Here is a 13,702-nt window from a genome sequence, read left to right as displayed (position 1 = left end):
AGCGCGATGGTGACCTTCGCGCAGGCCCAGGAGCGCGCCGAGCGCTGGGTCAACGGTGACGTGCCCGGATACCAGCACCGCGAGGTGCGGGTCCGCGAGTTCGATCTCGGCTTCGTCGCCTGGGCCGAGGACCGCGAGGCCGGTCCGGTCTCCGACGGCGGCAACGTGCGGCTGGTGATCGCCCGGGACAGCGGCGAGACCACCCTGTGGCCCGGTCTGCCGGTGGGCGAGGTCATCCGCCGCTACGAGGAGGAGTACGGCACCGAGGAGCCGTACGCAGCCCCGGCCGCCTCTCAGCAGCGGCTCGACCTGGAGGCCACCTCGTTCCTGCTGACGCCGCCGGAGTGGCTCCAGGAAGCGGCCGACAAGATGGGCATTCCGGACCGGCGTGCGGATGCGGCATCCGGGGCGGGCGCCGGGCATCCGGCAAGTGACACCGGTGCTCCGGGCGGCGCGGGTGCCGCTGACGGGGTCGGTGCGGTCGGCGCGGTCGGCGCGTCCGCGGGGTCCGGTGCGGCCGGGGGGCAGGACGCCTCCGGGTGGCCCGCCGCTCCCGGTACGGCGGGCGCCCAGGACCGTGGGGGCTCCCAGGACGCCGGCTCGGCCGCCACCCCGGCCGGAGCCAGCCCCTGGGACGGCGCCGACACCGGTGGGGCGGGAAGCGGCGAGGCCCAGGCACCGCCCGCGACCGTGTTCGCGCCGCCGCTGATGGTCGACGACGGGGACGAGACCCCGCCCCCGCCCCCGGGTTCGGAGGCGCCGACCGCCCTGCTGCCCGAGGGCAGCGCCCTGCCCAGGACGGCTGTCGCGCCCGCGATCGACGCGCCCGACGGCACGGGCGGCAGCCCGGCCGGGCCCGCCGCCTCGGGATCCCACCAGGCCGGGGGGCCGACGCCGCCCCCGCCGCACGGCCAGGCCCTTGGCCGACCACCGGTACCGGCCCCGCCCGCACCCGGCTCCACCCCGGCGTCCGGAACCGTCCCCGCGCCCGGCCGGCCTCCGGCGCCGGGTCCGCAGTCCGCCCCGCCGCACGGGCAGGCGCCGCAGGGCGTGGCTCCCGGAACCGACGACACCGGCGCGGGCGGAACCCCGGGGAGCGTCTCCGGCCCCGGAAGCGTGCCCGGAGACGGAGCCGGCGGTCCCGGGAGCGGGCCCGGCGGCGGCAACGCACCCGGAACCGGGAACGGAACCGATCCCGGGAGCGGAACCGGTACAGCCAACGGCCCCGGCGACGGCCCGGGGAACGGCAACCCGCCCGGCCCCGGGAACGAGGCAGGCGGCACCGGTGGCGGCGGGGTGCATCAGGCCGCGACCATGCTGGCCGACCCCTCCCAGGGGGGCCTGTCGATGCCGGGTGCCCCTTCCGCACCGGGCGCACCGGGCGCGAGGGACATCGCCGACGCTGCCACCAGCAAGGCGCCGCGCGGCTCCCTGCCGCGGCCCTCGCGTGGTTCGGGCCCGTCCGTGCCTCCGCCGCCGCCCGCCCCCGGTGCCCCCGGTGCCCGTTCGGGTGGCCCGCCCACCCCGCCGCCCTCCGCGCCGGGCGCGCCCGGAGGCGGCTACGTGCCGACGCAGATGGTCTCCGCCGATGCGCTCGCCGAGCAGATCAGTCAGAGCGGCCGGCAGCCGAAGGTCGACGGTCCGCAAGACGCGACCCCGCCGCCCCCGGGGCCGGGCAACGACACCGGCGCGGGCGCTCCCGGGTCCGGCGACGTCCACCAGGCCGCGACGATGCTCGCCCAGCCCGGCGCCGTCGGCCCCGGTGCCGCGGGGCCCGGTACGCCTCCCCCGCCGGGGGCACCGCCCGGCGCCCCGGGCACCCCGCCTCCCGGCGTACCCGCTCCCGGCACCCCGCCTCCGGGGACGCCCGCCCCGGGCATGGCGCCGGGCGCGGGCGCGCCCCCGCAGGGCGCCCCGCAGCCGCAGCCGGGCCAGCCGACGGTCGGGCCCGGCTACATGGCGGTGCTGCGCTACCGCGCGCCCGACGGCTCCGAGCAGCAGTTGATCCGCCGGTCCGCGCCGGGCACCCCGCACCCGGAGTGGCAGTTGCTGCACGAGCTGCGGGGCATGAACGTTCCCCCGCAGCAGGTGGTGGAGCTCCACACCGAGCTGGAGCCGTGCGACCTGCCCGGCGGCTACTGCGCCCGCATGATCCGGGAGACGTGGCCGCAGGTGCGGGTCAGCCACACCGCGTCGTACGGCGCCGACCACGCTTCCCGGCAGCAGGGCATGCGGCACCTGGTCGAGCACCAGGGCGAGCTGCACCAGGTCGCCGACGGGCCCGCGCGGCCCGCCCCGAACCCGGTGCCGCTGCCGCCGCCGGGCCAGATTCCGCCCGCCCCGCCGATTCCGCCGGACGCGATAGGGCAGGAGCTGATGCAGGCGTTCGGCCCGCAGGGCGTCTTCCGCTTCGACCAGCGGGCCGTCTCCCGTCAGGGGGTGCCCGACATCGTGGCGCAGACGCTCGTGTGGGCGGGCGTCCCCTTCGACATGGGGCCCTTCTTCTGGGGCCAGGCCCAGCCCGGGCGGCCCATCCCCACGCTGGCGGAGCTCGCCCAGGAGCGCGGCGTGCAGGCCGCTTCGGACGCGGGTTCGTATCTGGTGGTCGGTACGGACTTCGGTCGCCAGCTGTGCGTGCAGTACGGCACGGCGAACATCGTGGCCGTGCCGCTGGAGGCGGGCCCGGGCGGGCAGCCCTCGCAGCCGCAGTTCGTCAACACCGGGATGCCGGAGTTCGTGCGCTGCATGGCCATGCTGGGACGGATGTGGCGCCTGCGGTACGGGCTGACGCCGGAGCAGGCCGGGCGGTGGACGGTGGACTTCCAGGCCCAGCTCGCCGCGCTGGACGGGGCCGCGCTGGCGTCGCCGGAGAACTGGTGGTCGGTCCTGCTCGAACAGATGTGGGACGGCCTGTTCTGACGAGGTACGGGCTGTGCTGAGAACGGGCGGGGCCTGCCCCGCCCGCGACCGGGCCGCGTTCCCCGACCGGGGTGCGCGGCCCGCGCTCTGCCGGCTCTGTCGGGCACATGGCGGGTTGCCGTCGCCGTGCGGGGGACGGCTCTGCGCCCAACGGACCACGACGGCGCGCGGCGCACCGTCCGGCGGGGCACTCTCGGTCCATGTACGGGGAGAGCAGCACCCTCTACCGGTCGGGCCGCCCGCGCCGACGGCGCCGGTGGCTTCGGGTCACGGTCCTGGTGCTGCTCGCCGTGGTGCTGGTCGCGGCGGCGGCCCTGTCCGCCACGTACCTGTGGGCCGGGACGAGGCTGCGGCAGACGGAGGCCCTGACCGACTACCCGGACCGGCCGCCGCGGGGCCAGGGCACCAACTGGCTGATCATCGGCTCGGACACCCGTGCCGACCTCACCCCTGAGCAGCGCAGGAAGCTGCACGTCGGCGGCGGGGAGCAGCGCAACACGGACACGCTGATGGTGCTGCACTACGGTGCGGCGGGGCCGTACCTGGTGAGCATTCCGCGCGACTCCTACGTCACCGTGCCAGGCCACGGCAAGGGAAAGATCAACTCTGCCTACGCGCTGGGCGGCGCCGACCTGCTGACCCAGACCGTCGAGCAGGCCACCGGGCTGCGCCTCGACCACTACGCGGAGGTCGACTTCCTCGGCTTCACCCGGGTGGTCGACGCCCTCGACGGCGTGCGGCTCTGCCTCGACAAGCCGCTGCGCGACGAGAAGGCGGGAGCCGATCTGGACGCCGGCTGCCGGACGCTGAACGGGAAGCAGGCCCTGGCGTTCGTCAGGGCGCGCTACAGCGATCCGGAGGGCGACCTGGGCCGGGTCCGGCGGCAGCGGCAGTTGCTGAGCGCGCTCGTGAGCGAGGGCACGGGCGCCGGTGCGGTGGCCGACCCGTTCCGGTTCTATCCGTTCGTCGGTTCGGCTCTGGACGCGGTGACCGTCGACCGGATGAGTTCGATCGGGTCACTCACACGGATGGGCTGGGAGGTCAGGGGGCTGACGGGGGGCCAGGGCGGTACGACGACCGTTCCGGTGGGGAACCCCGGGCTCAGCGTGTCGGGCGCCGGAAGCGTCGTCGTATGGGACCCTTCCGGGTCACGCGAACTTTTTGATCAGATGCGCCGGGATGTGCCGATTACGGCAACTCCGGTGAAGTAGCGCATCCTGGGGGCGGGCTGGTCTCGCCGTGGACGTCGGTGAGCGTCGGGATCGCTTCGCAGATCGGAACCAGCCGAGATAAGGGGCTCGATATGAGTGCGTCGTCGCCGCACGGCTTCGGTGTCGTCAGAGGCCGCGGGTACCGGCCCGAACAGGTCGACGCCCGGGTGAGCGACCTGACTGCGGAACGCGAGGCCGCCCGGGAGCGCACCGCGCAGCTCACGCGGCTCGCGGAGGAGGCCGCCGAGGAACTCACGCGGCTGCACGGCGTCGTCGCGGCACTGCCCCCGCAGACCTACGAGGCCCTCGGCCCGCGTGCCCAGGGGCTCCTGGGCACCGCCGAGTCGGAGGCGGCGGATCTGCGGGCCGCCGCCGAAGCCGAGGCGCAGGAGCTGACCGAGCGCGCCGAGGAGGAGGCCCGCTCGCTGCGGGACGCCGCCCGGGAGGCCGCCGCCCGCCGCCGTGCCGACGCCGAGGCCGCCGCGGTCCGCACCGTCGACACCGCCCAGGACCACGCCGACGAGCTGCGCTCCCAGGCCCGGGACCAGTCCGACAAGGTGCGCCGCGAGGCCGACGAGGCGCTGCGCGAGATGTCGCGCCGGTGCGCCGCGCTGCTGGCCGAGCAGGACAAGGAGCAGGCCGCCGAGTCCGAGGCCCTCGACCGGGAGCTCGCCCAGCAGGACGCCGCCTTCACGGCCCGCGCCGCCGAGCTGGAGGAACGCGGGCAGCGGGCGCTGGCCGACGCCAAGCGGCAGCACGCCCAGGCCGAGGAGTGGGCCCGTCACCGGCAGGAGGACGCCGTCGCGCAGGGCGAGGAGCTGCTGGCGCAGGCGCGGGTGCAGGAGGAGGGCATCGCGCGGGAGACCGAGCGCGTGCTGCGGGAGCACGCCGAGCGGGCCGACGAGCTCAAGCAGCACATGGCGCACGTGCGCTCCTCCCTCGCGGCGCTGACGGGGCGGGCCCCCGAGGCGGACGCCGATCCCGCGGGGCCCGCGGGAACCGCCGGGTCCGGGGAGGGGGCCGCCACCGTCCCCACCCAGCAGTCGGCCGCCGCCCAGGACTGAGCGCCGCAGGCTGCGGGCCCGGACCCGTTGCTGCCGGGAGCCGGAGGGGGCCGCGGGACAGGCCGGGAGGGGGCCGCCGGCTCCGGCGGCGGGGCGGGTGTGTCACCTGGGCGGCGTAGGGTGGAAGGGCCCGGCTCGCTCACGTGTCGGGTTGCTCGGCGTGTCCGCGACCCCGGGTCCGCACGGCCCGGCGCGCCCCGTACGCCCTGGCCACGCCTCACCTGACGGAAAGCGGAAAGCGAAGCCTTCATGAGTCTGCACGTTCTGCTCGACGCCGTCACCCAGGACCCCGCCCTCCAGGAGGCGGTCCGGACCGCGGCGGAGGGGAACCGCCCCCACGTCGACCTGGTGGGCCCCGCGGCGGCCCGCCCCTTCGCGGTGGCCGCCCTGGCGCGCTCCGCGCAGCGTCCGGTGCTGGCCGTGACGGCGACGGGCCGGGAGGCGGAGGATCTGGGGGCCGCGCTGCGCTCGCTCCTCCCCGAGGAGGGCGTCGTCGAGTACCCGTCGTGGGAGACGCTGCCGCACGAGCGGCTCAGCCCCCGGTCCGACACGGTGGGCCGCCGCCTGGCGGTGCTGCGGCGGCTGGCGCACCCGGACCCGCACGACCCGGTCACCGGGCCGGTCCAGGTCGTCGTCGCCCCGATCCGCTCGGTGCTCCAGCCGCAGGTCAAGGGGCTGGGCGACCTGGTGCCGGTGGCGCTCGCGCAGGGCCGCAGCGCCGATCTGGAGGAGACCGTCGACGCGCTGGTGGCCGCCGCCTACACGCGCGTGGAGCTGGTGGAGAAGCGCGGCGACTTCGCGGTGCGCGGCGGCATCCTGGACGTCTTCCCGCCGACGGAGGAGCACCCGGTCCGGGTGGAGTTCTGGGGCGACGAGGTCGAGGAGATCCGCTACTTCAAGGTCGCCGACCAGCGTTCCCTGGAGATCGCCGAGCACGGGCTGTGGGCGCCGCCGTGCCGCGAGCTGCTGCTGACGCGCGAGGTGCGTGAGCGGGCGGCGGAGCTGATGGAGGTCCATCCGGAGCTGCACGAGCTGCTCGGCAAGATCGCCGAGGGGATCGCGGTGGAGGGCATGGAGTCCCTCGCGCCGGTGCTGGTGGACGACATGGAGCTGCTGCTGGACGTGCTTCCCGCGGGCAGCATGACGCTGGTGTGCGACCCGGAGCGGGTCCGCAGGCGCGCGGCCGATCTGGTGGCGACCAGCCAGGAGTTCCTCCAGGCGTCGTGGGCGGCGGCAGCCGGCACCGGTGACGGCGAAGGCGGCGCGGCCCCCATCGACGTGGGCGCGGCCTCGCTGCGCGGTATCGCCGAGGTGCGGGAGCACGCGGGCGAGCTCGGCATGATGTGGTGGTCGCTCAGCCAGTTCACCGCCGATGTCGGGGCGGAGGAGAACCGGGCGGACGGGCAGGACGGTCAGGACGGTCAGGACGGGGACACCCTCAAGCTGGGCATGCAGGCCCCGGAGACGTACCGGGGGGACACGGCCCGCGCGCTGGCCGACACCAAGGGCTGGCTGGCCGAGGGCTGGCGGTGCGTGTACGTCACCGAGGGGCACGGCCCCGCCTCCCGTACGGTCGAGGTGCTCAGCGGCGAGGGGGTGCCGGCGCGGCTGGAGGCACCTTCCAAACGAGGTCCGGGGGAGGGCTCCGAGCCGGCGCTGGATCCGCACATCGTGCATGTGGCGTGCGGCTCCCTCGACCACGGGTTCCTCGCGCCGGGGCTGAAGCTGGCGGTGCTGACGGAGACGGATCTGTCGGGCCAGAAGGCGGCCGGCAAGGACGGCACCCGGATGCCGGCGCGGCGCCGTAAGCAGATCGACCCGCTCACGCTCCAGCCGGGCGACTACATCGTGCACGAGCAGCACGGCGTGGGCCGCTACATCGAGATGGTGCAGCGCACGGTGCAGGGCGCCACCCGCGAGTATCTGCTGGTGGAGTACGCGCCGGCCAAGCGCGGTCAGCCCGGCGACCGGCTGTTCGTGCCGACCGACCAGCTGGAGCAGATCACCAAGTACGTGGGCGGGGAGCAGCCCACCCTGCACCGGCTGGGCGGTGCGGACTGGACGAAGACGAAGGCGCGCGCGAAGAAGGCGGTCAAGGAGATCGCCGCCGACCTGATCAAGCTCTACAGCGCCCGGATGGCCGCGCCCGGACACGCGTTCGGCGCGGACTCCCCCTGGCAGCGGGAGCTGGAGGACGCCTTCCCGTACGCCGAGACGCCCGACCAGCTCACCACGATCGGCGAGGTCAAGGAGGACATGGAGAAGTCGGTCCCGATGGACCGGCTGATCTGTGGCGACGTCGGCTACGGCAAGACGGAGATCGCGGTGCGGGCCGCGTTCAAGGCGGTGCAGGACGGCAAGCAGGTCGCCGTCCTCGTCCCGACGACGCTGCTGGTGCAGCAGCACTTCTCCACGTTCACCGAGCGGTACGGGCAGTTCCCCGTCAACGTACGGGCGCTGTCCCGCTTCCAGACGGACACCGAGGCGCGGGCCACCCTGGACGGGCTGCGGGACGGAACCGTGGACATCGTCATCGGCACGCACCGGCTGTTCTCCTCGGAGACGAAGTTCAAGGAGCTGGGCCTGGTCGTCGTCGACGAGGAGCAGCGCTTCGGCGTCGAGCACAAGGAGCAGCTGAAGAAGCTGCGTGCCAACGTCGATGTGCTCACGATGTCGGCGACGCCGATCCCGCGCACCCTGGAGATGGCGGTGACCGGCATCCGCGAGATGTCGACGATCACCACGCCGCCGGAGGAACGGCACCCGGTGCTCACCTTCGTCGGCCCGTTCGAGGACAAGCAGATCGGCGCGGCGATCCGCCGCGAGCTGCTGCGCGAGGGCCAGGTCTTCTACATCCACAACCGGGTGGAGTCCATCGACCGGGCGGCGGCGCGGCTGCGGCAGATCGTGCCGGAGGCCCGGATCGCCACCGCGCACGGGCAGATGAGCGAGCAGGCCCTGGAGCAGGTGGTGGTCGACTTCTGGGAGAAGAAGTTCGACGTGCTGGTCTCCACGACGATCGTGGAGAACGGCATCGACATCTCCAACGCCAACACCCTCATCGTCGAGCGCGGCGACACCTTCGGCCTCTCCCAGCTGCACCAGTTGCGCGGCCGGGTCGGGCGGGGCCGCGACCGCGGGTACGCCTACTTCCTGTACCCGCCGGAGAAGCCCCTGACGGAGACCGCGCACGAGCGGCTGGCCACCATCGCGCAGCACACCGAGATGGGCGCCGGCATGTATGTGGCGATGAAGGACCTGGAGATCCGCGGCGCCGGCAACCTGCTGGGCGGCGAGCAGTCCGGGCACATCGCGGGCGTCGGCTTCGACCTGTACGTACGGATGGTCGGCGAGGCCGTGGCGGACTACCGGGCCGCGCTGGAGTCCGGCGAGGCGGGCCCCGTCGAGGAGGCCCCGCCGGAGGTCAGGATCGAGCTGCCGGTCGACGCGCATGTGCCGCACGACTACGCACCGGGCGAGCGGCTGCGGCTCCAGGCGTACCGGGCGCTGGCGTCCGCCAACACGGAGGAGGACATCGCCGCGGTCCGCGAGGAGCTCGCCGACCGGTACGGGCCGCTGCCCGAGCCGGTCGAGAATCTGCTGCTGGTCGCGGGCCTGCGCATGCTCGCCCGCACCGTCGGCGTCACCGACATCACCCTCCAGGGCAACAACGTGCGCTTCACCCCCGTGGAGCTGCGCGAGTCCCAGGAGCTGCGGCTCAAGCGGGTCTACCCCGGCGCGGTCGTCAAGCCCACCACCCGTCAGGTCCTGGTACCCCGCCCGAAGCCCTCGGGCGTCGGCTCCAAGCCCCTCACCGGCCGTGACCTGCTCGCCTGGGTGGGGGAGTTCCTGACGACGGTGCCGGGGGCGTGACACCGGCTGATGCGCGAGGCGGTCCGGCGCGGCACACCTGGTGACGGACGGGTCGCCGCGGTCCGCGCCGGACCGGAACGTCGGCCAGGAGCGACGTGGCCCCGGGCGGCCTCGCCGCTCCGGCTCCCGTCCTTTGCGCCCCGGGTCCCGTCCCCGCCGCCCGTGCTCCTCCGCGTGCCCTCAGCGCTCCTCGTCCCACTCCAGTTCCTGCTCCTCCTCGCGTTCGCGGTTATGGGAGCGTTCGCGGCTGCGGAGGGTGCGCAGGGCGCGGAGCAGCCGGTTTCGTTCGCGCTTCTCGCGGGACTGGCGGTCCAGCTCTTCCCACAGACGTTCGGAGCGCTTCTCCACGTCGAGCTCGTCGAGGAGGCGGTCGGCCTCGGCGAGCAGCGCGCCGTGCAACTGCCACTGGCGCGGGTGGGCGCGCACGGTGTCCAGAAGCTGGAAGGCGACCGTGTCGCGGCGGGCGCGGCTGGCCTCCAGCGACTGGAGGAGCTGCGCCTCCGCCTCCTCCGCGTTGGAGGTGGCGGGCGTGGTGATCAGCTCCGCGAAGGCCTCGACCGCGCGGGCCATCTCGACGAACAGCCCGTGCATGCCCTCGGCGATGTCGTCGCGGAACAGCGGCTCGGTGGTGCGCTCCTTGGCCAGGTCGGTGACGGTCCGGCAGGTGGTGCGCAGTACGACGGCGCAGATCTCCAGCGTGTCGAGCCCGGTGCGCATCACCACGCGGGAGAGCAGGCCCTCCCGCACGCGCGGGTTGAGCCGGAGGCTGTCCTCGGCGCGCCGCAGCTCGACGTCGACCTGCACGATGTCGTGGTCGAGGCGCCGCGCCTGGTGCAGCCGGTCGGCGGCCTGGTGGACGGGTGTGTGCCCGCGTACGTCGTCGCCGAGCCCGGCCAGCAGCTTGCGCATCCGCCCGGCGAGGTCGAGCACCGCGTCCCCGGCGGGCTGCACCCACACGGGCGGGACGAACAGCACGTTGAAGGCCAGTCCGACGATGGCGCCGATGAGGGTCTCCAGCACCCGGTCCCAGGCCATCGCGGCGACCTGGCTCTGCGTCACGCCGAGCACCAGCATGGCGCTGATCGCGGTCTCGGGGACGAACTCGCCCGCCTTGACGATCCGGCCGACGCCCAGCGCGGCGAGGATCACCAGGCCCAGGCTCCACCAGGTCAGCCCGACCAGCGCGCTGAACCCGCTGGACAGCAGCACGCCCGCCACCACGGCGTTGACGCGGCGCACACCGGTCCGCAGCGTCGTGAAGAGGGTGACCTGGGTGACCAGCAGCGCGGTCAGCGGTGCGGTCAGCGGTGCCGACTCGCTGCTCAACTGGAGGGCGACGACGTAACTGATCACGGCGGCGACCGTGGACCGGGCCGTCTGGGCGACCACCGGTTCCTGGTGCGGCCGCCTGACCAGTTTCAGCAGGGGGTCGGTGACTTCGCGCACCCCTCGTCCCTGCCCGCTTTGCCCGCACTTGCCACAGGGAGGGCGCCGTCGGGGTGACACCGCGGCCCCGCACCGGGAAAGGGGGTGCGGGCGACGCGTCCGTCGCCCTCTGCGGTCCCCGGCCGGGCGCCTCCGCGCGTGGGCCGAGAGGGACCGGGCGGGTGCGATCGGGTGCGGGTGGGCAGGGGCGCCGCTCGAACCGGTGAACCGGGCAGCGACCCAACTGCCCCCGAATCGTTGGTCGATTTGATGTCGAACCGGTGGTCATGAACCCGTTCGACTCCCTACCATCGATCATCGCCGAGGTCGTGCGCCCAGCCCGACCCCTCGCCGCCGCCGGGAGGCCCCATGGAAAGCCGTCACCGCAGGTCCGCGCTCACCCTCTCCGCCGTCGCGGCACTGTTGGCCGCGACCCCGCTGCTCACCGCGTGCGGCAACGACACGCATCCGGGCTCGGCGGCCCTGGTCAAGGGTGACCGGATCAGCATGGCGCAGCTCCAGTCGCGGGTCGGTGCCGTGCGCAACGCGCAGCGTGCGGAGCCCCAGGGCGACCAGATGATCAAGCAGAGCGGCAAGCTCACGCGGGCCACGCTCGACGGGATGATCCGCGAACGTGTCGTCGCGCAGGCCGCCCGGGACGCGCACGTCGGTGTCAGCCGCCGTGAGGCACTCAAGGTGCGGGACCAGCTGGAGAAGCAGGCGGGCGGCAAGAAGCAGCTGGAGGCGGTGTGGCTGAGGCAGCGTCACCTGGCGCCCGGCGACATCGACCGGTTCATCCGCATGCAGCTGAGGATCGAGAAGTTCGCCGCCGCCAAGGGCATCGACCTGATGTCGCCGCAGGGCCCGCAGCGGGTCAACGCCGAGCTGTCGCGCGTCGCCGACGACATGAAGATCGACGTGAATCCGCGGTACGGGGAGTGGAACACGCGCACCTCCTCCCTGGGCGGGGAGAAGGCTCCGTGGCTGCGGGACCTGTCGGGCGAGGCCGACCGCACCCAGGGCGCGTGACACCCACGCCGCCCCGGGGCGCGTGACACCCTCGGCCGCGCCCCGGCGGGCCACAGCCACCCAGCTCCGGGGCGCGTGACGTCCGTCCCCTGTTCCCGGGCTTCCGTGCCTCGGTGCGGGGCGGCCGGGTTACGTTCGTAGGGTGAACGAGATCCCCGAGACCGGCCGCGTCGTCCTGCTCACCACCACCCACCGGGTGGCGCCCGGACTGCTGTCCTGGCCCGCCTGGGAGGCCCTGCGCACCGCCGACCGCGTGCTGTGCGCCGACCCGTCGCACCCGCAACTGCCGTACGTGCGGGACGCCGGGGTGACGGTGGAGACGGGGGCCCTGCCCGACGCGCGGGAGCTGGTGGCGGAGTGCGCCCGGGACGGGGGCCGCTCCCTGGTGGTGCTGGCGACCGCCGAGGGCGAGGCCTCCCTCACGGACGGGCTCGCCAGGCTGGCCGGCTCCGGGCGTGCGGCCATGCCCGACCTCGAACTGCTGCCCGGCTCCTACGATCTGCCCGGAGCCCGCCTGCTGGACGCCGTGCAGGTCATGGACCGGATCCGGCGCGCGTGCCCGTGGAGCGCGCTGCGCACCCACGAGGACCTGCTCAAGTACGGCGTCGAGGAGGTCTACGAGCTCATCGACGCCATCGAACGCGGCGACCGCGCCGAGCTGCGCGAGGAGCTCGGCGACGTACTGCTCCAGGTCGTCTTCCACGCCCGCATCGCCCAGGACGATCCCGAGGAGCCGTTCGGCATCGACGACGTGGCCGGCACGCTGGTCGACAAGCTCGTCCACCGGCACCCGCACGTCTTCGGCGACGACGTGGCCGAGACCGCCGAGGAGGTCGAGGACCACTGGCAGCGTCGGAAGGCGCTGGAGAAGCACGAGCGGGTCTCGGTGACCGAGGGCGTGCCCCTGGGACAGCCCGCCCTCGCGCTCGCCGCGAAGCTCGCCGGCCGGGCCCGCGTCGCCGGGCTGGACGTCCCGGTGGGCGAGGCGGTGGACACTGCGGCTCGGGAAGCTGTGGATGCGTCCCAGGAAGCGACCCGGCGTGTGGGCCGTGCGCTCCTCGCCCTCGCCGCCGAGGCCGAACGGGAGGGCGTCGATCCGGAGGCCGCCCTGCGCGCCGCGGCCCGCACGTACCGCGACGCCGTCCGCGACGCGGAGCAGGCCGCACCCCTGCACGGCTGAGCGGGCCCCGCGCGGCCCGCGCCCCGCCCCGTGGGCGCCCCGGTGCCGTGGGGTTGACGACCGACTACCCACTGGTAACACTTCCCGGATGGAAACCAGGGCGAGCAACCCGGGGCGCCGCTCCGGCCTCCCGCGGGCGGTGTACGCCGCGCTGGCCGCCGTCGATCTGTACGGCACGGTGACGGCGCCGCGAGGCGCGGCGCGGGCGGGCAAGCCGTTCCTGATGCCCGCGCTGGCCGCACACGCGCTGCGGGGCCCGGTCACGCGGGACGGAGCCCCGGGAAGGGGGGCCGCGGACGGGGCTCCGGGCAGGGAGGCCGCGGTTGCCGGCGAGGCCCGTGCCGCCGCGGGTGCGGGGGTTACGGACGCCGGTGCCGGGGGAGCGGACGGGCGCCCCTCCCGGACGCTGCTGGCGGGGCTCGCCTGCGCCGCCGTGGGTGACACCGCGCTGCTGTGGGACCGCGACCGGCGCGCGCTGCTCGCCGGGATGGCCGCTTTCCTGGGCACCCAGGTCAGCTACACGGTCGGCATGACGCTGCGGCTCGGTGCCGTACGCGGACTGCGGGCCCGGCCCCGGAAGGCGGCGGCCGCGCTCGCCGTGTGGGCGGGCGTGAACGCGGCGCTCACCCCCGCCCTGGAACGCAGGCTGCGCCTTCCGGTGGCCGGCTACAGCCTGGCACTCGCCGCGATGGGGGCGGCGGCGCTGGGAGTGGGCGGCAAGGTGGCGGCCGGTGCGGTGGCCTTCGTCGCCTCCGACGCGCTGATCGGGCTTCAGCAGGCGGGCGTGACCGTCCCCTCCCAGGAGACGCTGATCATGGCGGGCTACCTGCTGGGCCAGTACCTGATCACCCAGGGCTGGCTGGAACGGCAGGGCGGGGCGGAACGGCACGGCGGGGCGGGCTGACGCGGGACCGGCACCGGGCTGGACGCCGGGGAGAAGGGCCGACCGGGGCGACGAGGACGCCCGGAGCGGCGTGAGCGGCAGGGCTCTCCGGTGCGCC

At 74.8% G+C, this 13,702-nt stretch carries 8 protein-coding genes; 7 read left to right on the top strand and 1 reads right to left on the bottom strand.

Annotation, left to right across the window (positions count from 1 at the left end):
• Positions 1-6: 6 nt before the first annotated feature.
• The 4 genes from H297_RS0128240 to mfd all read left to right on the top strand — a co-directional run bounded on the left by H297_RS0128240 (position 7) and on the right by mfd (position 9,067).
• Positions 7-2,919: an SUKH-4 family immunity protein gene (locus H297_RS0128240; RefSeq protein ID WP_027739787.1), complete on the top strand. Its 2,913-nt coding sequence runs from the start codon at positions 7-9 to the stop codon at positions 2,917-2,919.
• 200 nt (positions 2,920-3,119) lie between these two features.
• Complete coding sequence (locus H297_RS0128235) at positions 3,120-4,130, top strand: LCP family protein (RefSeq protein WP_078514729.1); 1,011 nt, start codon at positions 3,120-3,122, stop codon at positions 4,128-4,130.
• A gap of 92 nt (positions 4,131-4,222) precedes the next feature.
• Positions 4,223-5,194, top strand: coding sequence for a hypothetical protein (locus H297_RS38860; RefSeq protein WP_037795643.1), 972 nt, complete (start codon positions 4,223-4,225; stop codon positions 5,192-5,194).
• Positions 5,195-5,443: 249 nt separating this feature from the next.
• Positions 5,444-9,067: a transcription-repair coupling factor gene (mfd, locus tag H297_RS0128225; protein WP_027739785.1), complete on the top strand. Its 3,624-nt coding sequence runs from the start codon at positions 5,444-5,446 to the stop codon at positions 9,065-9,067.
• Between the two features lie 180 nt (positions 9,068-9,247).
• On the opposite strand, the gene H297_RS0128220 is transcribed toward mfd, so the two are convergent.
• Positions 9,248-10,513: an FUSC family protein gene (locus tag H297_RS0128220; RefSeq protein ID WP_027739784.1), complete on the bottom strand. Its 1,266-nt coding sequence runs from the start codon at positions 10,511-10,513 to the stop codon at positions 9,248-9,250.
• Positions 10,514-10,861: 348 nt separating this feature from the next.
• Here H297_RS0128220 and H297_RS0128215 point away from each other — a divergent pair, with 348 nt between their 5' ends.
• The 3 genes from H297_RS0128215 (at position 10,862) to H297_RS40860 (ending at position 13,605) form a co-directional block, all read left to right on the top strand.
• Positions 10,862-11,521 (top strand): SurA N-terminal domain-containing protein, encoded by a 660-nt coding sequence (locus H297_RS0128215; protein WP_027739783.1) that lies wholly within the window; start codon positions 10,862-10,864, stop codon positions 11,519-11,521.
• 142 nt (positions 11,522-11,663) lie between these two features.
• Positions 11,664-12,701 (top strand): nucleoside triphosphate pyrophosphohydrolase, encoded by a 1,038-nt coding sequence (locus H297_RS0128210; RefSeq protein WP_027739782.1) that lies wholly within the window; start codon positions 11,664-11,666, stop codon positions 12,699-12,701.
• An 88-nt stretch (positions 12,702-12,789) separates the two neighbouring features.
• The gene (locus tag H297_RS40860; RefSeq protein ID WP_051352246.1) at positions 12,790-13,605 is read left to right on the top strand and encodes a lysoplasmalogenase family protein; all 816 of its coding nucleotides are present in this window, start codon (positions 12,790-12,792) and stop codon (positions 13,603-13,605) included.
• The last annotated feature ends 97 nt before the right edge of the window (positions 13,606-13,702 follow it).

This window comes from Streptomyces sp. CNT360, assembly GCF_000424785.1.
Note: the sequence above shows the minus strand (reverse complement) of the source record. Positions and strands in the feature narration are given on the sequence as shown.

Coding starts and splice junctions, on each gene's coding strand:
- H297_RS0128235 (WP_078514729.1), top strand. CDS start 3,120: ATGTACGGGGAGAGCAGCACCCTCTACCGGTCGGGCCGCCCGCGCCGA.
- H297_RS0128240 (WP_027739787.1), top strand. CDS start 7: ATGGTGACCTTCGCGCAGGCCCAGGAGCGCGCCGAGCGCTGGGTCAAC.
- H297_RS40860 (WP_051352246.1), top strand. CDS start 12,790: ATGGAAACCAGGGCGAGCAACCCGGGGCGCCGCTCCGGCCTCCCGCGG.
- H297_RS38860 (WP_037795643.1), top strand. CDS start 4,223: ATGAGTGCGTCGTCGCCGCACGGCTTCGGTGTCGTCAGAGGCCGCGGG.
- H297_RS0128215 (WP_027739783.1), top strand. CDS start 10,862: ATGGAAAGCCGTCACCGCAGGTCCGCGCTCACCCTCTCCGCCGTCGCG.
- mfd (WP_027739785.1), top strand. CDS start 5,444: ATGAGTCTGCACGTTCTGCTCGACGCCGTCACCCAGGACCCCGCCCTC.